19 protein-coding genes are annotated in these 21,308 nt (G+C 66.1%); 13 read left to right on the top strand and 6 right to left on the bottom strand.

Annotated elements, in window-relative coordinates:
* Positions 1 to 3: 3 nt before the first annotated feature.
* The 5 genes from ACXJ1Z_RS06365 (at position 4) to ACXJ1Z_RS06345 (ending at position 4,631) form a co-directional block, all read left to right on the top strand.
* Positions 4 to 1,320 (top strand): DUF58 domain-containing protein, encoded by a 1,317-nt coding sequence (locus tag ACXJ1Z_RS06365; protein ID WP_463780399.1) that lies wholly within the window; start codon positions 4 to 6, stop codon positions 1,318 to 1,320.
* Positions 1,320 to 2,369 carry a stage II sporulation protein M gene (locus ACXJ1Z_RS06360; RefSeq protein ID WP_463780397.1) on the top strand — a complete coding sequence of 350 codons (1,050 nt, stop codon included), beginning with the start codon at positions 1,320 to 1,322 and terminating at the stop codon, positions 2,367 to 2,369. Before ACXJ1Z_RS06365 ends, ACXJ1Z_RS06360 begins: the two co-directional genes overlap by 1 nt.
* On the top strand, positions 2,309 to 3,292 hold the full coding sequence (locus ACXJ1Z_RS06355) for an RDD family protein (RefSeq protein WP_463780396.1): 984 nt from the start codon (positions 2,309 to 2,311) through the stop codon (positions 3,290 to 3,292). Before ACXJ1Z_RS06360 ends, ACXJ1Z_RS06355 begins: the two co-directional genes overlap by 61 nt.
* On the top strand, positions 3,289 to 3,759 hold the full coding sequence (locus ACXJ1Z_RS06350) for a GNAT family N-acetyltransferase (RefSeq protein ID WP_463780394.1): 471 nt from the start codon (positions 3,289 to 3,291) through the stop codon (positions 3,757 to 3,759). The genes ACXJ1Z_RS06355 and ACXJ1Z_RS06350 overlap by 4 nt, the downstream gene beginning before the upstream one ends.
* A gap of 122 nt (positions 3,760 to 3,881) precedes the next feature.
* Positions 3,882 to 4,631: an SDR family NAD(P)-dependent oxidoreductase gene (locus ACXJ1Z_RS06345; protein ID WP_463780393.1), complete on the top strand. Its 750-nt coding sequence runs from the start codon at positions 3,882 to 3,884 to the stop codon at positions 4,629 to 4,631.
* A gap of 115 nt (positions 4,632 to 4,746) precedes the next feature.
* Here the strand turns inward: ACXJ1Z_RS06345 and ppa are convergent, their stop codons facing one another.
* Together ppa and ACXJ1Z_RS06335 are read right to left on the bottom strand one after the other, a co-directional pair.
* Entirely contained in the window at positions 4,747 to 5,304 is a 558-nt protein-coding gene (ppa, locus tag ACXJ1Z_RS06340) for an inorganic diphosphatase (RefSeq protein WP_463780391.1), read from the bottom strand.
* Positions 5,305 to 5,445: 141 nt separating this feature from the next.
* Positions 5,446 to 7,386 (bottom strand): M61 family metallopeptidase, encoded by a 1,941-nt coding sequence (locus ACXJ1Z_RS06335; protein ID WP_463780390.1) that lies wholly within the window; start codon positions 7,384 to 7,386, stop codon positions 5,446 to 5,448.
* A gap of 99 nt (positions 7,387 to 7,485) precedes the next feature.
* Between ACXJ1Z_RS06335 and hisS the strand changes: the two genes are divergently transcribed.
* From hisS to ACXJ1Z_RS06300, 7 genes are all read left to right on the top strand, one after another.
* Positions 7,486 to 8,739: a histidine--tRNA ligase gene (hisS, locus tag ACXJ1Z_RS06330; protein ID WP_463780389.1), complete on the top strand. Its 1,254-nt coding sequence runs from the start codon at positions 7,486 to 7,488 to the stop codon at positions 8,737 to 8,739.
* A gap of 4 nt (positions 8,740 to 8,743) precedes the next feature.
* A complete protein-coding gene (gene prfA / locus ACXJ1Z_RS06325; RefSeq protein ID WP_463780388.1) occupies positions 8,744 to 9,814 on the top strand; it encodes a peptide chain release factor 1 in 1,071 nt (356 codons plus the stop codon).
* 42 nt (positions 9,815 to 9,856) lie between these two features.
* The gene (gene prmC, locus ACXJ1Z_RS06320; protein WP_463780386.1) at positions 9,857 to 10,690 is read left to right on the top strand and encodes a peptide chain release factor N(5)-glutamine methyltransferase; all 834 of its coding nucleotides are present in this window, start codon (positions 9,857 to 9,859) and stop codon (positions 10,688 to 10,690) included.
* 242 nt (positions 10,691 to 10,932) lie between these two features.
* Positions 10,933 to 12,033 carry a DUF4167 domain-containing protein gene (locus tag ACXJ1Z_RS06315; RefSeq protein ID WP_463780384.1) on the top strand — a complete coding sequence of 367 codons (1,101 nt, stop codon included), beginning with the start codon at positions 10,933 to 10,935 and terminating at the stop codon, positions 12,031 to 12,033.
* A gap of 67 nt (positions 12,034 to 12,100) precedes the next feature.
* Positions 12,101 to 13,828, top strand: coding sequence for an apolipoprotein N-acyltransferase (gene lnt, locus ACXJ1Z_RS06310; RefSeq protein WP_463780383.1), 1,728 nt, complete (start codon positions 12,101 to 12,103; stop codon positions 13,826 to 13,828).
* 25 nt (positions 13,829 to 13,853) lie between these two features.
* Positions 13,854 to 15,098: a methionine adenosyltransferase gene (gene metK, locus ACXJ1Z_RS06305; protein WP_463780382.1), complete on the top strand. Its 1,245-nt coding sequence runs from the start codon at positions 13,854 to 13,856 to the stop codon at positions 15,096 to 15,098.
* 61 nt (positions 15,099 to 15,159) lie between these two features.
* The gene (locus ACXJ1Z_RS06300; protein WP_463780380.1) at positions 15,160 to 16,008 is read left to right on the top strand and encodes a sulfurtransferase; all 849 of its coding nucleotides are present in this window, start codon (positions 15,160 to 15,162) and stop codon (positions 16,006 to 16,008) included.
* A 39-nt stretch (positions 16,009 to 16,047) separates the two neighbouring features.
* Here ACXJ1Z_RS06300 and ACXJ1Z_RS06295 read toward each other — a convergent pair whose 3' ends face one another.
* The 4 genes from ACXJ1Z_RS06295 to ACXJ1Z_RS06280 form a co-directional block, all read right to left on the bottom strand.
* Positions 16,048 to 16,593 (bottom strand): glutathione peroxidase, encoded by a 546-nt coding sequence (locus tag ACXJ1Z_RS06295; protein ID WP_463780378.1) that lies wholly within the window; start codon positions 16,591 to 16,593, stop codon positions 16,048 to 16,050.
* 119 nt (positions 16,594 to 16,712) lie between these two features.
* Entirely contained in the window at positions 16,713 to 17,363 is a 651-nt protein-coding gene (locus ACXJ1Z_RS06290; protein ID WP_463780376.1) for a CoA transferase subunit B, read from the bottom strand.
* Positions 17,363 to 17,689 carry a DUF5076 domain-containing protein gene (locus tag ACXJ1Z_RS06285; RefSeq protein ID WP_463780373.1) on the bottom strand — a complete coding sequence of 109 codons (327 nt, stop codon included), beginning with the start codon at positions 17,687 to 17,689 and terminating at the stop codon, positions 17,363 to 17,365. Before ACXJ1Z_RS06285 ends, ACXJ1Z_RS06290 begins: the two co-directional genes overlap by 1 nt.
* On the bottom strand, positions 17,686 to 18,405 hold the full coding sequence (locus ACXJ1Z_RS06280) for a CoA transferase subunit A (protein WP_463780371.1): 720 nt from the start codon (positions 18,403 to 18,405) through the stop codon (positions 17,686 to 17,688). Before ACXJ1Z_RS06280 ends, ACXJ1Z_RS06285 begins: the two co-directional genes overlap by 4 nt.
* Positions 18,406 to 18,945: 540 nt before the next feature.
* On the opposite strand from ACXJ1Z_RS06280, the gene ACXJ1Z_RS06275 reads away from it, so the two are divergent.
* The gene (locus ACXJ1Z_RS06275) at positions 18,946 to 21,261 is read left to right on the top strand and encodes a CDC48 family AAA ATPase (protein ID WP_463780370.1); all 2,316 of its coding nucleotides are present in this window, start codon (positions 18,946 to 18,948) and stop codon (positions 21,259 to 21,261) included.
* The last annotated feature ends 47 nt before the right edge of the window (positions 21,262 to 21,308 follow it).

Genomic DNA, 21,308 nt, shown 5'->3' with positions numbered 1-21,308 from the left:
CCGATGGCGCCTGTCGTCCCCACCGGTCGCACCGTCGCGATCCTTGCCGGCGCCGCGCCGCTGGCGGTGCTCGTCGCCGCGGTGGCGCCGCAGACCTGGCTGGCGGTCGTAGCGCTGGCGCTGCTGGTGCTGCTGGTAGCGATCGGTGACGGACTTATCGCCGGCGGTTTGGAGGCGTTCACCGTGACCGTGCCCGGCGACGCGGAAGTCGGCGCCGAGCATCGCTTCGGCTTTCATGCGCGATTTTCGGGTGGACGGCGCCACGATGTGCAGGCGGCGCTCGCGCTTGATCCGCGTCTGGCGGATGGAGGCCGGATCGCCACGCAGCTGACGGGAAGCGGTCTCGACTGGGCCGGGCGAGCCACGTTCACCCCCTCGCGCCGGGGGACCGGCCGGGTGACCACCGCCTGGCTGCGCTGGACCGGGCCACTGGGTCTCGGCGCGCGCCAGCATTCGCGCGCGCTGGACGATGACGTCCGCGTCTGGCCCAACTTGGGCGACGTGCGCAGCCCGGCGCTGCAGACGTTCCTGCGCGATGCCCAGTTCGGCCTCATCGCCCGGCGTATCCGCGGCGAAGGCACCCAGTTCGAGGCACTGGCCGAGTACCAGCCCGGCATGGACCGCCGCCGGATCGACTGGAAGGCCTCGGCCCGCCACCAGCATCTCTACGCCAAGGAGATGGAGACCGAGCGCAACAACCAGATCGTCTTCGCCTTCGACTGCGGCCAGGCGATGTGCGAGCCGGTCGTCGGCATGGCCCGCATCGACCGCGCCACCAGCGCCGCGCTGACCACCGCCTATGTCGCACTGAAAGGCGGTGACCGCGTGGCGCTTTATGGTTTTGCCGCAAGGCCCGAGGCGATGAGCCCGTTCGTTTCCGGCTCGGCGCAGTTCCACCGCCTGCAACGCGCCGCCGCCGCGTTCGACTACCGACCCGAGGAGCCGAATTTCACCCTCGCGATGGCGACGCTGTCGTCGCGGCTGACCCGGCGATCGCTGGTTGTCGTGTTCTCGGACTTCACCGATCCCACGGGCGCCGAACTGATGCTGGAAAGCGTCTCGCGGATGGTCGCCCGCCACGTCGTGCTGTTCGTGACCTTGGCCGACAGCGAGCTGGAGGATCTGGCGGTCGCCGTACCGTCGGACCTCGATGCGGTGGCGATGGCGGTGTCCGCCGACGGGTTGCTGCGGCAGCGGGCGCTGGTCTTGCAGCGCCTGCGCCAGCTTGGCGTCGACGTGATCGAGGCGCCTTGGGACAAGATCGGCACGCGGCTGCTAGACGCCTACTTCGCGATCAAGCGCAAGGGAGCGATCGGGTGATGGCCAGCACTCCAGGCCCCCTGGGCTCCGATCTTCTCACCGCCGCCTTGCTGCGGTCCGACCGCTTCCGGATCGAGCGCGAGGCGGATTGGCAGCGCCTCGATGCGATCGTCACCGCGATGGAGAAAGGCCGTATCCGCCGCGTTTCGGACGAAGACCTCCTGGCGCTGCCGCAGTTGTATCGCACCGTCGCCTCCAGCCTCTCGATCGCGCGCGCCATCTCGCTGGATGCGGCGACGCTGGCCTATCTGGAATCGCTGGTGCAACGGGCCTGGTTCGTCGTCTATGGCCCGCGCTCGTCGCTGAGCGCCTGGCTGCGCGAGTTTCTGGGCGGCGGCTGGAGCCGGGCCGTGCGCGGGCTGGGTCTCGATCTGAGCTTGGCGTTCGCGGTGATGGTGGCGGGCGTGCTGGTCGGCTGGCTGCTCGTCGCTCACGATCCAGACTGGTATCGCGCGCTGGTGCCCGGCGACTATGCCGATGCCCGCGTGCCCGGCGCCACCCCGGCGGCCTTGCGCGCCACGCTGTTCGGCCAATCCGGTCAGGATGGGCTGGGCGCGTTCGCCGCCTATCTGTTCAGCAACAACGCCGGCGTCTCGATCATGGCGTTCGCGCTTGGTTTCGCGTTCGGCATCCCGACGCTGCTGCTGCTGGTGCAGAACACCGCCATTCTGGGGGCGATGCTGTGGCTGTACCACGGCGCCGGCCTGACGCTGGATTTCGCCGCCTGGATCAGCATCCACGGCACGACCGAGCTGTTCGCGATCCTGCTGTCGGGCGGCGCCGGACTCCACATCGGGCGGGCAATGGCGTTTCCCGGCACCCGCAGCGTGCTGGCTGCCGCGTCGGAGGCCGGGCGCCGCGCGGCGCAGGTCATGGCCGGGGTTGTCATCATGCTGGTCGTCGCCGCGATCCTCGAAGGGTTCGGGCGCCAGCTGATCGACAACACGCCGGGCCGGTTCGCGGTCGGCGGCTTCATGCTGGCGTTCTGGTGCGCCTACTTCTTCGCGTTCGCCCGCAGCGACGCGGTGATCCCGTCGGAGCGCAGCTGACGATGGCCGCCACCGCCGCGCTGCCGCTGCGCGCGACCCGCAGCAACCGTGATCGCGAGCTGATCACGCCCGAGGGCGTGGTGTTGCCGATCACTCTTGCCAGCCGGGGCTCGCGGATCGGTGCGCTTTCGCTCGACTTCCTGTTCCTGGGGACCGCCTTCGTGGTGGTGACGATCGCGCTGGCATCGCTCGCGGGTGGAGTCGCCAGCCTGATGGGCCGGCTGGGCAGCGGGGGCGGCGCGTCTGGCGCGTTGCAGTTCCTGATCGTCGCCTGGATCATCATGGCCTTCCTGGTGCGTTATGCCTGGTTCCTGTGGTTCGAGCTGGGCGCACGCGGCGCGACGCCCGGAAAGCGGCTGACCGGGATCCGCATCGCCGCGCGCGATGGCGGGCGGCTGACGCCCGAGATGGTCATCGCGCGCAACCTGCTGCGCGACGTCGAGCTGTTCCTGCCGATAGGCTTCATCGTCTCGGCGGGCGTGGACAGCACCCCGGCATGGCTTGCCGCTACCGCCTGGTTCGCGATGTTCCTGCTGTTTCCCTGCTTCAACCAGGACCGCCTGCGTGCGGGTGACGTCATCGCCGGCACTTGGGTGGTCGAGGCGCCGCGCCGCAAGCTGGAAGCGGCGATGACACTGCGCGAACCCGTGACGGCCGCAAGCGCGCAGCACCGCTTCAGCGATGCCGAGCTGATGGTCTATGGCGAGTACGAGCTGCAGACGCTCGAACGTATCCTGCGCGAGGACCGGGCCGAAGCGATCCAGTCGGTGCAAGCCACGATCGCCGCCAAGATCGGGCGCGACCCCGACGGGACGGATGCGCGCGCATTTCTAGAGGCGTACTACGCCCAACTGCGCGCGCGCCTCGAAGCCGGGATGCGCATGGGCAAGCGCAAGGCCGACAAGTTCGCAGGCGATGCATGACGGTACCGGAGTTGCGCATCGTTCCCGACGATCTCACCGGGGCGCATATCCTGGCGCTGCTGCAGCTCCACCTCGACGACATGCACCGCTGGAGCCCGCCCGAAAGCGTCCACGCCATGCCCGCCGGGCGCTTGCGCCAACCCGACGTCACCTTTTTCGCGGCTTGGGATGGCGAAAAGCTTGCGGGTTGCGGTGCGATCAAGCGTCTCGATGCTACTCACGGCGAGCTCAAATCGATGCGCGCGGCGCCGGCCTACCGTGGCCGAGGGGTGGGCCGGGCGATCCTCGACCGCCTGCTGACCGAGGCGGGGGCGCGTGGCTATACGCGGGTGAGCCTGGAAACCGGACGACCCGATCCGTTTCTCCCTGCCCAGGCGTTGTATCGTGCCAACGGGTTCGTCGAGTGCCCGCCGTTCGCCGACTATGTCGCGGACGATTTCAGCCTGTGCATGACCCGGGCGCTTTAGCGTTCCGTTCGTTTGTCGGACCGCGCTCCGGCGATGCTGAACAGGCGTTCAAATTCGGGGTTCCCGTGATGCCGTTTTGGTCTTAGCCACCGGCAAGACAGAACAATCGCGGAGAGACCTGCATGAGCTACAAAGTCGCCATCGTCACCGGCGCGGCCGCCGGCATCGGCGCCGCCTGCGCCAAGCGCCTGTCGCGTGAGGGCGTCGCCATCGGCGTGCTCGATCTGGACGAAGCGCGCTGCGCGGACACCGTCGCCGCGATCAAGGCTGCGGGCGGCACCGCCATCGCGCTGGGCGCCGACGTCTCGAACCGCGCTTCCGCCACGGCCGCCGTCGACAAGTGCCGCGATGCGCTCGGCTCGATCACGATCATCGTCAACAACGCCGGCGTCACCGACTTCACTCCGTTCGAGGATATCACCGACGAGCGCTGGGACTCGGTCTATGCCATCAACGTGCGCGGTCCGATGATCATGACCCAGTTGGTCCTGGGTGACATGAAAACCGCCGGATGGGGGCGCGTCGTCAACATTTCGTCCTCCAGCGCGCAGACCGGTGCGACCAGCATGATCTGCTATTCCTCGTCGAAGGGCGCGGTCGTTACCATGACCCGCTCGATGGCGCAGGAATTCGGTCCGCACGGGATCACCGTGAACAACATTCCGCCGGGATCGGTGATGGGCACGATCATGTCGGAAGAGAACCGCGACCGCTTCCAGATGCCGACCGAGTTGCTGATGCAGGGTATTCCGGTGCGCCGCATGGGTGAGCCGGACGACATCGCCAACGCCTGCGCATGGCTGTGCGACGAACGCAGCAGCTATGTCACAGGGCAGACCATCGGCGTCAACGGCGGTCGCGTGGTGAGCTGATTTATGGCCTCTCCCGCCACATGCGGGGAGGGTCCGACACACTTGCACCCGATAAAGAAAAGGCCGGCGAGGGATATCCCTGCCGGCCTTTTCGCTTGATTCGTGTCGCTGGCGATCAGGTCTGCTTGGGGTCGCCCTCGGGACCGGCCTGCTGATAGCGCTCGATCGCCTCGGTGACGATGCGGCGCGCTTCCTCGGCGCCGCCCCAGACGCCGACGCGAACCCACTTCTTCTTTTCCAGGTCCTTGTAGTGCGTGAAGAAGTGCTCGATCTGCTCCATCACGATGCCGGGCAGGTCGTCCTTCTCCATGACGTCGGAGTAGTACGGGAACACCGAGTTGGCAGGCACGCAGACGATCTTCTCGTCACCGCCGGCCTCGTCTTCCAGGTTCAGCACGGCGATCGGGCGCGCGGCGACGACGGCACCGGGCACGAACGGCGAACGTGCGATCACCAACGCGTCCAGCGGATCGCCATCGGGCGAGAGCGTGTGCGGCACGAAACCGTAGTTCGCGGGGTAGCGCATCGGCGTGTGCAGGATGCGATCGACGAACAACGCGCCAGAAGCCTTGTCGAACTCGTACTTGACCGGCTCGCCGCCGACTGGAACCTCGATAATGACGTTAAGGTCGTCGGGCGGGTTCTTCCCCACCGGGATCATGTCGATACGCATGGCCGTCCTTCTCTCACGCGCGCGAGGGCGCTCCGTTGACTTTGACTGCGGCGGCTTAGCGAGCGCGATGCTGCGCCGCAACGCAATTGATGCGCGTCGCAGCTCAAGCCTGTTCCGATTTGTCGCGCTGGCGCTGCGGTTTTATTTGCGTGGCGCCAGCAAGCGATCGAGCGGCGCTTCCTTCAATCCCGCAGCGCGCTCCAGCCAAGGGTAACGCAAGCCGCCGCTCCAGGTGATCGAAACCGTCTGGAAGCGATCGCCGCGCTTGATCAGCAGCTCGATCGGCTTGGAGCCGCCCTTGGCTGCGGTGATCGCGTCCTGCATGACTTCGGGGGTATAGGTATTGGCATTGACCGCCACGATCTTCACGCCCTTCACCACGCCTGCGTTGAAGGCGGGGCCATCCCACACGGCGGCGGTCACGTCTCCATCGGTGCCGATCGTCATGCCCAGCGAATAGCTGAGGTCGAGGTTCTTGCGCTCCTTGGCGGCTCCGGCGTCCGAGGGGTTGGGCTTGTCCTTCCACACCAGGCGATAGCCCGCCTGCTCGATCCCCGCCATGGGCGCGGGGCGCCCGGACTGGTACAGGCGATCGCGCAGGAACTTGGCCCAGTCATAGGCATAGACGCCGTTCAGGGTCTTCACCACGTCATCGAAATCGTACGTCAGTTCGCCCCAGTCGCCATCGCGCATGCCGAAGAAGGCCTTGGCGAAATCGTCGAGGCCCCTGGCGCCGCGCGTGCCCTGGCGGATCACCTGGTCGGCCTCCAGCCACACCAGCGCGCCTTCGGTGTAGTAATCCTCGCCACGGATCAGCGAGGCATGCGGCAGCGGCTTGCGTCCGTTGATGATCGGATCGAGCGTGGTATCCTCGACCGAGCGCCAGCCACGGCCCGGCGTCCCTTCGGCGAAGCGGGCGGCGTTGCCCGCCAAGGCGCCCAGCACCACGTCCTTTGGCTGCACGCCCGATCGCGCGGCGAGCACCAGTCCCCAGAACTGCGTCTGGCCTTCATAGACCCACAGCAACGTGTCCCCCATCGGGTACTGGTATTCCGGCGTCCACAAGTCGGCCGGGCGACGGAACTTGCCGTTCCAGCTATGGACCAGCTCGTGCGGGATGACGTTGCGATCCCAAGCCATCGCATCCCAGTCCGTCCAGGTGTCGGGCTCCATCTGGTTCTCGCTGGAGCGATGATGCTCCAGGCCGATACCGCCCATCCGGTCGGTCAGCGCCAGCAGCAGGTCGTAATGATCGAAGTGGCGCGCGCCGAACAGCGCGGTCGCTTCCGTGACCAGGTTGCGATAGGTTTCGAGATGCTCGGGCTTGATCGCCAGATCGCGAGCATCGTCGGCCACGACGTCCAGCTTGACGTTCTGGCCCAGATCCCAGCTCTTGGCATACGTCCCCGCGAAGATCGGCGAATCGACCAGGGTAGCGTAGTCGACCTTGCTCCAGCGCAGGGTGTCGCCGGTCCGGTTCATGCCATCGAGCGCGGTGAACACGCTCCAGCCCTTGGGCACCGTCACTTCAGGCGCCACCGCGATCTGGCGGGCGTAGTAGCCGGCGGGATAGAGCGTCATCTTCTCCCACTGCAAATTCAGCATTTCCTGCGTCATCGTGATCCGCCCCTCGGCGGTCTGCAGTGGAGAGGTGTGGACGAAGCGCGCGGTGACCTGGCGGGTGCCTTCCGGCAGGGCGATGTGAAACGCGTTCACCTGCACGGTGTCGCGCTGCCAGGCGACCGGCTTGCCGTCGGCTTCGAAATGGATCTGCGCGAACAGTGCCAGGCTGTTGCGCGGGGCGTGGCCGCCCGGGATCCACAGCGGCTCCAGCAGCGTCAACTCGCGCGTGCCGGAGACGACGGGGATCGTCTCGACCACCTTGTAGACGCCGCGACGGGTGTCGGTGGCGTCGATCGAAAGCGCGATGGTGCCGGGATACGCGACATCGCGCGGTTCGGGCAGGGCGGCGGGCAGAGGGCTTGCCATTGGCGCGCTGTTGCCGGGCACCGGCTGCGCCGAAGCGAGCGGGGCGAGAGTGAAGGCGAGGGCGAGGGGTGCGATCCCGTAGAGTTTTCTCATGATGAACCATTGCTTAGCCACGCGACGATCCGCAAGCCCCGTCTTGCCCGATCGACGCATCGCTTTGCAGCCGGGCGCGGGTCCGCTAAGCGCCCCGCCATGAGCATTCCCACCCCCCAGGCCATTCGCGGCACCCAGGACATCTTCGGTCCGGAGGCGGAGGCGTTCGCTCGCGTCGTCGAAACCTTCGAGCGTGTCCGCCGGCTGTATCGGTTCAAGCGGGTCGAGATGCCGGTGTTCGAAAAGACCGCCGTGTTCTCGCGCTCTTTGGGCGAAACCACCGACGTCGTGTCCAAGGAGATGTATTCGTTCGAGGACCGCGGCGGCGAATCGCTGACCCTGCGCCCCGAATTCACCGCCGGCATCGCGCGCGCCTATCTTACCGACGGCTGGCAGCAATACGCCCCGCTAAAGGTCGCGACCCACGGCCCGCTGTTCCGCTACGAACGTCCGCAAAAGGGCCGCTATCGCCAGTTCCACCAGATCGATGCCGAAGTGATCGGCGCGGGCGAGCCGTCCGCCGATGTCGAGCTGCTGGTGATGGCGGATCATCTGCTGCACGAACTGGGCGTTGCCGATGGCGTGACCTTGCAGCTCAACACGCTGGGCGATGCGGCCAGTCGCGATGCCTGGCGTGCCGCGCTGGTCGAGTATTTCCGCGCGCACGCTGCCGACCTGTCGGAGGATTCGCAGGACCGGCTCGAGCGTAACCCGCTGCGCATCCTCGATTCGAAGGATCCGCGCGATCGGCCCTTCGCCGACGCCGCGCCTCGCATCGACGACTATTTGTCGGCCGAGGCGCAGGATTTCTTCGGCGCGGTGACACAAGGGCTCGAGGCGGCGTCGGTGGCTCATACCCGCGCCCCGGCCCTTGTGCGTGGGTTGGACTACTACCGCCATACTGCTTTCGAATTCGTGACGACCCGTCTGGGCGCGCAGGGCACCGTGCTGGGCGGCGGTCGCTATGACGGCCTGATGGAGGCGCTCGGCGGTCCGGCCACCCCGGCGGTGGGCTGGGCGGCGGGGATCGAGCGGCTGGCGATGCTGGTCGCCGATGCGGGAGAAGTGCACGAGCCCAAGGCCGATGTCGCGATCATTCCGCTGGGGCCGGCCGCCGAGACCGCGTGCCTGGGTCTGGCGGCGACCTTACGCCGCACCGGCCTGGCGGTCGACATGGGCTATCGCGGCAATATGAAGAAGCGGATGAGCCGCGCCAACGACAGCGGCGCGCGCTTCGCGCTCATCATCGGCGACGAGGAACTGGCCGCCGGCGAAGCGATGGTGAAGGACCTCGTCAGCGGCGAGCAGGAGCGGCTGGCGCTGCACGCGATCCCGGCCCGGATCGGCGTCTGATCCGATGGCGGTAAGCGATTCCCGTCTGTCCCAGCTTGCCGCGCGGTTCGCGGAGCTGGAGGCGCGCCTGGCGTCCGGCACGCTGGAGGGCGAGGCATTCATCGCCGCCAGCCGCGACTATGCCGAGCTGGAGCCGGTCGCGGCCATCGCGGCGCAGATCGTCTCGATCCGGGGCGAGTTGGAGATCCTGCAGGCCTCGTCGGACCCCGACCCCGAGATGCGGGCGATGACCGACGAGGAGATCGCCCGCCTCAAGGCCGAGCTGCCCGAGGTCGAGCGTCGGCTGGCCCTCGCCATGCTGCCGCGCGATTCGGCGGACCAGCGCCCGGCCATGCTCGAAATCCGCGCCGGCACCGGCGGCGACGAAGCCGGCCTGTTCGCCGCCGATCTTTATCGCATGTACGAAAAGTACGCCGCCGAGATGGGCTGGCGGGTCGAGATGATCAGCGCCAGTTCCAGCGATGTCGGCGGCTTCAAGGAAGTCGTCGCGAACATCGCCGGGACCGGCGTGTTCGCCAAGCTCAAGTTCGAGAGCGGCGTCCACCGCGTCCAGCGCGTGCCGGTGACCGAAAGCGGCGGGCGCATCCACACCTCGGCGGCGACCGTGGCGGTGCTGCCCGAGCCCACCGAAGTCGATGTCCAGATCAACGACGGCGACCTCAAGATCGACATCTACCGCGCGTCCGGGGCGGGCGGCCAGCACGTCAACACCACCGATTCGGCGGTGCGCATCACCCACTTGCCCAGCGGCCTGGTGGTGATCCAGCAGGACCAGCGCAGCCAGCACAAGAACAAGGACAAGGCGATGCAGGTCCTGCGTACGCGCCTGTACGAAAAGATGCGCGACGAAGCGCAAGGGGCCGAGGCCGAGGCGAGGCGGGCGATGGTCGGGTCGGGCGACCGCTCCGAGCGGATCCGCACCTACAACTTCCCGCAAGGGCGCGTTACCGATCATCGCATCAACCTGACGCTGCACCGCTTGCCCGAAGTCCTCGAGGGGACCGGTCTCGCCGAACTGATCGACGCCCTCATCGCCGAGGACGAGGCCAAGCGGCTGGCCGCGATGGATGCGTAAGCCGCGCGGCGAAACCGGCGGCGGCACACAGCTTTCCACCACATGACGCGCATCGCCCAGGCCCTTCGCGACGCCGCAACACAGCTCGCCCCCACCAGCGATACCGCGCGGCTCGATGCCGAGGTGCTGATGACGCATGCCTTGGGCGTATCGCGATCGGACTTGCTTCTGCGCCACATGGGCGATGTTGCCCCGGCAATCTTCGGCTCGCTGGTCGAGCGACGCGCGGGCCATGAGCCCGTCGCCTACATCGTCGGGGCGCAGGAATTCTACGGTCTGGCCTTTCGGGTGACACCCGACGTCCTGATCCCGCGCGCCGACAGCGAGGTGTTGGTCGACAAAGCTTTGGCGGGGAGCCCGGACGCCGTCCGCGTACTCGATTGCGGGACCGGTTCAGGGGCGCTGCTGCTGGCATGTCTGACCCATCTGCCCGGCGCAAGCGGTGTCGGCATCGATCGTAGCGCCGCCGCTCTCGCGATCGCCGAGGGCAACACCATGGCGCTTGGCCTGAAAGATCGGGTCAGGATGATCCAGGCCGACTGGACGCAGACGGGCTGGCCCGGGGAACTCGGCCGTTTCGACCTGATCCTCGCCAATCCGCCGTACGTCGAGCTGGCCGCCGACCTTGCGCCGTCGGTTCGTGCTTTCGAGCCCGCCGGGGCGTTGTTCGCGGGGGCCGACGGTCTCGATGACTATCGCATCCTCATCCCGCAACTATCGAACCTGCTGATGCCGGGCGGCACGGCTCTGTTCGAAATCGGCGCGACCCAGGCCGGCAGCGTGCGGGCGCTCGCCCATGATTTCGGTTTCGAGACAAGCCTCCACCTGGATCTGGGTGGCCGCGCCCGAGTGGTGCAATTCAGGGCTGGTGAGTAAGATTTCGCTTGGAATTACCTGCTATAGCACCTAAGTCCGTCTTCGAACCGGCCTATGGACGTTATTTTCCCATACCTGGTTCAACTCCAACATTTGCAGTCAGTCGCGGCGGGGGAGTTGCGGCTACGCAGATTTCGGGATCACGGCTATTGAAAAGCAAACCGTGGTCTAATGCCAATCGGCATCGTGGGCTCTCGTTGCAGGGTTCCGATAGAGCCCCGGGGTTTTGAGGAACGCTATCCTTGAATAACAATCGTAATGCCAACAACAACAACCGCAGGCGTGGCCGCGGGAGTAGCAACAATCGCCAGCAGGGCGGTCAGCAGCTGAACCGGATCGACAGCAGGGCGCGCGGAAATGCGCCGCAGATGCTGGAGAAATACCGCAAGCTGGCCCATGACTCGCATCTCAATGGCGATCGCGTGACAGAGGAGTATTACCTCCAGTTCGCGGATCACTATTTCCGCGTGATCGCCGACCAGCGGGTGCGTCAGGACGAGCAGCGCCAGCCGCGTCCGAACGATCGCCCGGCGGAATATGGCGATGAATACGCCGAAGATGATTTTTATGGCGATGCAAACTCGCCCTACGATCGCGCGGGCAACTATGCGCCCAGCGTTCAGGGCAGCACGCAAGGCAACACCGGCCAGCCTCAGTCAAGCCAGAACCAGAATGGCAATGGCCAGCAAAGCCCGCAGGGCGGCAACGGCCAGAACCCGCAGGGTGGCAATGGTTCGCAGGGCCAGGAGAGTCGTGGAAACGACAATCGCGGCAACGACAATCGCAATAACGACAGTCGTAACAATTACGAAGGTCGTAATAACGACAATCGTAATGAAGGTCGCAGCGCGGATCGCAATGACAACCGCGGCGATCGTGGGCGGCGTAACGATAACGACCGCAACAATCGTCAGGACCGCTCCGAGCGGCCCGCTCGCAACGATGGTCCGTCGGAATTGCCGTTCAACGAGACGCAGCCCGCTGCCGCGCAGCCTGCTATCGTCGAGCCGGTCGATGCGCCGCAGGCCAACGAGCCGTCGGTCTACGAGCCGGTCGAAAACCCCTTCGTGCGCGCCGATCGCGCGCCTCGTGCCCCGCGCGCGCGCAAGCCGCGTCGCGAGGATGCAGGTGACGCGGTGAACACGCCCGCCGCTTCGGCCGGACAGGACGAGCCGGCAGCCAATCTGGACTTGTCCAGCTTGCCGCCCGCGATCTCGCGTCGCGACGACGCGCCTTCCGAAGCTCCGGCGGCCGAGGAAGCGCCGGCCAAGCCCAAGCGTCGCACGCGCCGTGCCGCGCCTCCGGCGGATGATGCCCCCGGCACGTTGGAAAACGTAAACTGATCCTGAAGCGAGGGCGGCGCAGCACAATCGCTTGCGCCGCCCCGCTGGTAACGGCAATCCCGCGCGCATGGACACGCCGCCCGACACCTTGCCCCAGCCCAATCGCGCGAACGATCGCCTGGGCGCGCGCCGCCCCGGCGCCTCGCGGTTTCCGCGTGCTGTCACCGCAACCTTGCGTCACCCTCACGCCGCAGCGCTGATCGCAGGTGCGTTGGCCGCCTGCGGTTTTCGGCCGCTGGGTTGGTGGCCCCTCACGTTGATCGCATTGGCTTGGCTGATCGAACTGCTCGGGCGTGCGCCCCGACGCGGGCAGGCGTTCCTGATCGGTTGGCTGTTCGGGCTGTCGCACTTCACCATCGGCAATAACTGGATCGCCACCGCCTTCACCTATCAGGCCGAAATGCCCGCTTGGCTGGGCGCGATCGCAGTCGTGCTGCTGTCCGTCTATCTCGCGGTGTTCCCTGCATTGGCGACGGTGGTCGCGTGGTCGCTGGCGCGTGGTCGGCGTCGTCCGGGTGCGCCCACGCGCGCCGTGCTTGGCATCGCGCTGGCAGGCTGCTGGATCGTCACCGAATGGATGCGCGGTTGGGTCTTCACCGGCTTCGCCTGGAATCCGCTGGGCGTGGCGCTGCTCGGATCGTTCACCGGACAGGGCCTTGCCGCCCTGACACCCTGGATCGGGACATACGGCCTGTCCGGTATCGTCGTGCTGATCGCTGCCGCCTTGCGGCGTTGCTGGCACGGAGCCATCGCGCGCCAACCTGCGTCAGGGCCCGCCACGTCGCGCGCGGGGTGGGCGGTGGCTCTGGTGCTTCTGACGCTGGCGGTGACGCTGCAAATGTTGCTGCCCGCCGCCTATCTGACGCGGCGCGAGGGCGAGATCCGCTTCACGCTGGTCCAGCCCGATCTGCGGCAGGAAACCCTGGACGATCCCCGCAACTTCGAGCCTCACTTCATCAAGCTGGCGCGGCTGACCATGCCCGAGCGCCGCGGCGATCGCCGACTGGTGCTGTGGCCCGAATCCGGCTTGTCGGACTATCTGCGCGATGGTTATCCCGACTACTATTATCGCCAGATGACCTACGCCGCCGATCCCGTGCAGGCCCGCAAGCGGCTCGGCCAGGTCATCGGACCGTACAGCCTGTTGCTCACCGGCGCTGTCGATCTGGTGCTGAAGGACGATCAGGTGCTTGGCGCGCGCAATTCGGTCACCGCGATCGATTGGCGCGGCAGCATCCTGGCCGGCTATTCCAAGGCGCATCTGGTTCCCTACGGCGAGTATCTGGCCTTGCGCTGGCTGCTGGAGCCGCTTGGCGCGACGCGGCTGGTTCCCGGTGCGCTGGACTTCTGGCCCGGGCCAGGGCCGCGCACCTACGACTTCGGAGTCTTGGGCAAGGCGGGCATTCAGGTCTGCTACGAGATCATATTCTCTGGCGAGGTCGTCGATCCTGCCGAGCGGCCCGACTACATCTTCAATCCGTCGAATGAAGGATGGTTCGGAAGCTGGGCGCAACCGCAGTTCCTGGCGCAAGCGCGTCTGCGTGCGGTGGAGGAAGGCCTACCCGTCCTGCGGTCCACGACGACGGGTGTAAGCGTCGTGATCGATGCCGACGGGATCGTGCGCAACGCCATACCGACGAACACTGCCGGGCGTATCGACGGACATATCCCCCCGCCGCACGAACCGACTCTGTTCGCCCGGCTGGGCAACCGGTTGCCGCTCGCCCTGGCGGTTCTGCTGCTGATCGCATCCGTGGTTGCACGCCGCTTCGCGAAGGACTATCGAGCCTCATAAAGATTTCTTTATATGATGGTGGCCGATGCGTAACGATTATGTCTTCACGTCCGAAAGCGTTGCTGAGGGTCATCCCGACAAGGTGGCGGATCAGATCTCCGATGCGATTGTCGACCTGTTCCTCAGCAAGGATCCCGAGGCGCGCATCGCCTGTGAAACGCTGACCACGACGCAAAAGGTGGTCCTGGCCGGCGAAATTCGCTGCAAGGGCGTTTACGAGAACGGCCAGTGGGCCGAGGGCGCGCTGCAGGAGATCGAGGATACCGTGCGCGGCGTCGTGCGCGACATCGGTTACGAGCAGGACGGTTTCCACTGGCGGACGCTGGAGTTCAGCAACAACCTGCACGGCCAGTCCGCCCACATCGCGCAAGGCGTGGATGCCAGCGGCAACAAGGATGAAGGCGCCGGCGACCAGGGCATCATGTTCGGCTTCGCCTGTGACGAGACGCCCGATCTGATGCCGGCCACCCTCGACTACAGCCACAAGATCCTGCACCGCATGGCCGCCGATCGCCATTCGGGCGCGGCACCGTTCCTCGAACCCGACGCCAAGAGCCAGGTCACGCTGCGCTTCAACGGCGAGCACCCGGTCGCCGCCACCGCGATCGTCGTTTCGACACAGCACAAGGAAGGCTGGGACAGCGGCGAGAAGGAGGCCGAGCTCAAGGCCTACGTCAAGAAGGTCGTGGCCGAAGTGCTGCCGGCCGAACTGCTGTCCGACCAGACCGTCTATCACATCAATCCGACCGGCAGCTTCGTGATCGGCGGGCCTGACGGTGACGCCGGCCTGACCGGGCGGAAGATCATCGTCGACACCTACGGTGGCGCCTCGCCGCATGGTGGCGGTGCGTTCTCGGGCAAGGATCCGACCAAGGTCGACCGTTCCGCCGCTTACGTGACGCGTTACCTCGCCAAGAACGTGGTTGCCGCAGGGCTCGCACGCCGGTGCACGATCCAGGTGTCCTACGCGATCGGCGTATCTGCGCCGCTGTCGCTCTACGTCGATACGCACGGCACCGGCAGCGTGCCAGACGACGTGCTGGAGGCCGCGATCACGCAAGTCGCCGCGGACAAGCTTGGTGGCCTGACCCCGCGCGGCATCCGCGTCGGCCTCGACCTCAACAAGCCGATCTACCGGCCCAGCGCGGCCTATGGCCACTTCGGCCGCAAGCCCGAAGGCGCGTTCTTCCCGTGGGAACGGACCGATCTTGGCGACGCGCTCAAGGCAGCGGTCGCGCAGCAGGCCGCCAAGCTCGAGCCGGCGGAATAAGGACGCCGCCCCGTTCCTGCCGCAGGCGGCACGGGGCGCTTCGTTGGTGAAGGTGAGCGCGATGTTCGAGACGATCCTGTCGGTCGACGACCTGCACGCGCTCATGGCGGCGGCTGCTGACGTACTGGTCCTCGATTGCGCGTTCGATCTGACCGATCCCGACCGCGGCCGGGCGATCTATCGCGAGAGCCATTTGCCCGGCGCGCGCTATCTCGATCTCGAGCGCGACCTGTCCGGACCCGAGACCGGCGCGAATGGCCGGCACCCCTTGCCCGCCCGCACCGCCTTCGCGACGATGATGCGCAGGCTCGGTCTTCAGACCGGGCAGCAGGTCGTCGTCTACGATAGCAGCGCGGGCATCTATGCCGCCCGGGCCTGGTGGATGTTGCGCTGGCTTGGCCATGCGCCCGTAGCCGTACTGGACGGCGGTCGGCAGGCGTGGGTCGAAGCCGGCATGCCGATGGACACCACCAAGCCGGTGCCCGCACGCGAGGGCGACTTCGTTTTGGGCGAGGCGCTGGTCGGCGCTCCGGTGACGGTCGACGACGTTCTCGCCAACCTCGATGCAGGTGTGCTGCAAGTGATCGATGCCCGCGATGGCCAGCGCTTCGCCGGCGCCGCGCATCCGCTGGATACGGCATCGGGCCATATTCCGGGAGCAACCAACCGCTTCTTTCGCGACAACTTGGACGCCAGCGGTCGTTTGCTGCCGGCAGCCGAACTGGCGGCGGCATTCGCCGTGGCGCTGGCGGGTAAGCCGCCGGAGCAGGCGGTGCTGCAATGCGGCTCCGGCGTGACGGCGTGCCACAACGCACTGGCGATGGAAGTCGCCGGGCTACGCGGTGCGCGACTTTATCCCGGGTCGTGGAGCGAGTGGACCAGCGATCCCTTGCGACCCATCGCCACCTAATCCCGACGCCGCCCTGTCAGGCCGCGTCGGGATGCATGCTCACTTTGCCAGTTCGGCCTCGATCGCCGAGACCAGTGCAGGGTCGTCCGGCGTCATCGCCGGCGCGAAGCGTCCGACCACCGAACCATCCTTGCCGATCAGGAACTTCTCGAAGTTCCACAGCACTTCGGGATCGTCATTGGGCGTCATGCCATAGCCCTTGAAGCGTTCCTTCATGCCTTCGACATCGCCCAGCTTGGTCGGCACGCTCTCGATCAGGGCGGCGTAGAGCGGCTGCTTGTCGGGGCCGGTGACGGGGGCCTTGGCGTAAAGCGGAAACGAGACGCCGTAGTTCAGCTTGCAGAACGCCTCGATCTCTTCGTGCGTACCGGGCTCCTGCGCGCCGAAATCATTGGCCGGAAAGCCAAGTACCTCGAGGCCCTGATCCTTGTACGTCTCATAGAGCTTCTCTAGCCCCTCGTACTGTGGGGTAAGGCCACACTTCGACGCGACATTGACCACCAGCAGCACCTTGCCCTTGTGCTGCGCGAGCGTGTCGGGCTTACCGTCGATGCGGGTGAGTTCGATCGTTTCGAGGTCGGCCATGCTTCGTCTCCCAGGGGTTCGCAGGAAGGTATGGGGTGGCCGCGTGACGGGGGCAAGACGCGCGACAGGCAGATCGTAAGACCAACCGCCCGCGTATTCGGGCGGGCAGCCATTTCGCCTCAACTATCGTAGTGCGCGGTGGTTCTGGCCGCGACATCCTCGGCGGTTACGCCGGGCGCCAGTTCGATCAGCTTGAACGCGCTGGCGTGATCGGGCCGCGCGAACACGCACAGGTCGGTCACGATCATGTCGACCACGTTGCGCCCCGTCAGCGGCAGGGTGCACTCGGGGATAAACTTGGGATCGCCGTTCTTGGACGTGTGCTCCATGACCACGATGATCTTCTTGACCCCGGCGACGAGGTCCATCGCGCCGCCCATGCCCTTGATCATCTTGCCTGGGATCATCCAGTTGGCGATATCGCCGTTCTGGGCGATCTCCATCGCGCCCAGAACGGCAAGATCGATGTGGCCGCCCCGGATCATCCCGAAGCTGGTAGCGCTGTCGAAGTAGGCCGACTGCGGCAGTTCGCTCACGGTCTGCTTGCCGGCGTTGATCAGATCGGCGTCGACCTCATCCGGATAGGGGAACGGGCCGATCCCCAACATGCCGTTTTCGGACTGCAGCGTCACTTCGACGCCGGCCGGCACGTGATTGGCCACCAGCGTCGGGATGCCGATGCCCAGGTTCACGTAGAAGCCGTCTTCCAGTTCCTGCGCCGCGCGCGCTGCCATCTGGTCGCGGCTCCAGCCCTTGTTCTGCTCGGTCATCAGTTGAGGCTCCCCGGATTGAGCGCGTTGCTGCCCACGACTTGCTCGCGTAGCTGGATAATCACGCCGTCGACGATCGCCTGGAGCGCCGAGTTTTCGTCCTGGCTCGAGGTCTCGGCGTAGGCGGTGGCGGCGTGGCGGATCAGATCGGCGACGAGGAAGCCAAATACCTTGGGGTCTTCGAGCAATTGCGCATCGACCCACACGCTGCTCCCGGCGTTGTTCGTCACCCACACCCGCATGACTTCGTGCGACTGATCGGTCAGGTTGCCCAGATCGCCAAGATCGATCGCGTGGGGATGTGTTTCGGAGCGATCGGGCATCATGCGCTCTCCCGCTCGCGGGTCGTCGTGAATTCGATCTTCTTGTCATAGGGCGCACCCAGCACCAGGCGCTGCACGAAGACGCCGGGCAAGTGGATCGCATCGGGGTCGAGCGATCCCACCGGCACGATTTCCTCGACCTCCACTACACAGGCTTTGCCGCAGGTCGCGGCAGGCACGTTGAAGTTGCGAGCGGTCTTGCGGAACACGACGTTGCCGGTCTCGTCCGCCTTCCATGCCTTGACCAGGCTGAGATCGGCAAAGATCCCGCGTTCCAGCACGAACTCCTCTTCACCGTTGCGGCCTTCGAGGAGCATGGTTTCCTTGCCGTCGGCGATGATCGTGCCGACGCCGGTCTTGGTGTAGAAGCCCGGAATGCCGGCACCGCCTGCACGCATGCGCTCGGCCAGGGTCCCCTGCGGGCAGAACTCGACCTCCAGTTCGCCCGACAGGTACTGACGCTCGAACTCCTTGTTCTCACCGACGTAGGAGGAGATCATCTTCTTCACCTGCCTGGTGCGCAGCAGCTTGCCGATACCCTCGTTGTCGATCCCGGCGTTGTTGCTGGCGAAAGTCAGATCCTTCACGCCGCTGTCGCGTACCGCATCGAGCAAGCGCTCGGGCACGCCGCACAGGCCGAAGCCGCCGCTGGCGATCAGCAGGCCATCGCGCAGCAGGCCGTCAAGCGCGGCTACGGCATCGGGATAGAGCTTTTTCATCGGCAGCCAGGTCCTCGCGGGCGAATGGGCGCTGCTGGATACAGCATCAGCAAAGGCCGATAGCCGAACCAGCGAGCAAAGGTAAAGTTGTCATGGCGGCACCGACCGACCGGATACTATGCTAGGTCAGGAGATGCGGCGTCGCAGCGTGAGCACCGTATTGGCGTTCCACCCAGGCGGATGAGGCGCAAAGATTAGCGCGGGTCTGGCGTTGAACAGGTCGCGCCATGCAAGAAGCGCAATCCATCGGCAGCGTTGACAACGTTAGACATGCATAAAATGCAACTGAGTAACAGCTTTTCGCACTTGCAACAAAGTCGGTCCAAAGTCATAAAGAACGTGCCTTTCAGGCATCCTCTCCCAAAACTTCCAAGGCCCGGTCGGTTTCGATCGGGCCTTTTTTTCGCAATTTGCTCAACCGGCGTCTTTGCGAATGGACCGTGCTGGCCGTTCCGTCCTTCGGGCACCGGTTTGCAATCGCCCTCTCTCGTTCCTAGCTTCGACAGAACCCTGATGGGTGATTTGCGAGAGGGAATTTCGATGGCAGATGCCGCGGTCCATACGGAAGACAGGACGATCAAGCTTCAGGTCGCGGCTGCCCGCCAGGAAGAGAGCGGGCATGGCATCGCGCGTCTGTCGCGCGCTTCGCTTTCGTCGCTCGGCGCGATGGAGGGCGACGTGCTGGAGATCGCCGGCAAGTCGATGACCGTCGCACGGGCGGTCCTGGGCTATCCCGAGGACGAGGAACTGCAGGTCATCCGACTCGATGGTCTTCAGCGCGGCAATGCCGAGGTAGGCTCGGGCGAGCACGTCAAGGTTCGAAAGGCCGAATCGCGCCCTGCCCAGCGCGTCGTATTCGCGCCGGCCCATAAGGAAATGCGGCTTCAGGGTCCGCCCCAGGCATTGAAGCGCAACTTCTTCGGCCGCTCGATGGTGCAGGGCGATCTCGTCGCTACCACCGGCCAGCAGCAGGTCGCCGACTTGCCGCCGCAGTTGCAGCGCATGTTCAACGCGCCTGCCTATTCCCTGACGCAGATCCGCCTCAACGTCGTCACCACGGTGCCCAAGGGCATCGTCCATATCGACGAGAACACCGAAGTCGAACTGCGCGAGGTCTATGAGGAGGCGCACGGCCCACGCGGCGACATCAACTATGATGATGTCGGCGGCATGGGTGAAACCATCCGCCAGCTGCGCGAGATGGTCGAGCTGCCGCTGCGCTACCCTGAACTGTTCACCCGCCTTGGCGTCGACCCGCCGCGCGGCGTGCTGCTGCACGGGCCGCCGGGGACCGGCAAGACACGGCTTGCGCAGGCCGTCGCCAACGAGAGCGACGCCACTTTCCTGTCCATCAACGGCCCCGAGATCATGGGCTCGGGCTATGGCGACAGCGAAAAGGCGCTGCGCGACGTGTTCGAGGAGGCGGCCAAGTCGTCCCCTGCGATCATCTTCATCGACGAGATCGATTCGATCGCACCCAAGCGCAGCCAGGTTCACGGTGAGGCCGAAAAGCGTCTGGTCGCACAGCTGCTGACGCTGATGGACGGCCTCAACTCGCGGGTGAACGTGGTGGTGATCGCCGCCACCAACCGCCCCGATGCGATCGACGAGGCGCTGCGCCGGCCCGGCCGCTTCGACCGCGAGATCGTGATCGGCGTACCCGACGAGAGCGGCCGGCGCGAGATCCTGGCCATCCACACGCGTGGTATGCCGTTGGGGCAGGGCGTCGATCTTGGCGAACTCGCCCGCACCACCCATGGTTTCGTCGGTGCCGATCTCGGTGCGTTAACCCGCGAGGCTGCGATCGACGCGGTGCGCCGGATCATGCCCAAGCTTGACTTGGAAGCGCGCACGATACCGGCCGACGTGCTCGAAAGCCTGTCGGTGGAACGCGACGATTTTCTGGCCGCACTGAAGCGCGTGCAGCCTTCGGCGATGCGCGAGGTCATGGTGCAGGTGCCGACGATCGGCTGGGCCGACATCGGCGGCCTCGACGACGCGCAGATGAAGCTGCGCGAAGGCGTCGAGCTGCCGCTAAAGAACCCTGAGAGCTTTCACCGCCTCGGCATTCGGCCGGCCAAGGGCTTCCTGCTCTATGGTCCTCCGGGAACCGGCAAGACCTTGCTGGCCAAGGCCGTGGCAAAGGAGGCGGAAGCCAACTTCATCTCGATCAAGTCGTCCGACCTGCTCAGCAAGTGGTACGGGGAGAGCGAACAGCAGATCGCCAAGCTGTTCAGCCGCGCTCGCCAGGTGGCGCCGTGCGTGATCTTCATCGACGAGATCGACAGCCTGGTGCCCGCGCGCGGAATGGGTGGTGCCGGCGGCGAGCCGCAAGTCACCAGCCGCGTGGTCAACACCGTGCTGGCCGAGATGGACGGCATGGAGGAGATGCAGTCTATCGTCGTCATCGGTGCCACCAACCGCCCGGCGCTGGTCGATCCGGCGCTGTTGCGGCCGGGTCGGTTCGACGAACTGGTCTATGTCGGGACACCCGACGAGGCAGGGCGCGAGCACATCCTGGGCATCCACACCGCGCGGATGCCGCTGGGCGATGACGTCGACCTCGGCAAGGTGGCTCGCCAGACCGAGCGGTTCACCGGCGCCGACCTCGAAGACGTGGTGCGCCGCGCCGGTCTGATCGCCATTCGCAAGCGCGGAGCGGCGGTGATGTCGGTCATCCGCGAGGACTTCGACGAGGCGCTGGACGACAGCCGCGCCACCGTGACGCTGGAAATGGAGGAAGAGTACGCCCGGATGAAGGGTGAACTCAAGAAGCGGGCGATGGCCGTGGAGCCGATCGGCTTCATCGCGCCGGGCATGGTAGAGCCACGGCGCGAGCGTAAGCACGGCGATTGAAGCTTATAGTCAGGAAGGAGCGGGATCAGTCCGATCTCGCCCCCTCT

This window comes from Novosphingobium sp. TK46, from assembly GCF_055361525.1.
This window is presented reverse-complemented; position numbering and strand designations above follow the sequence as displayed.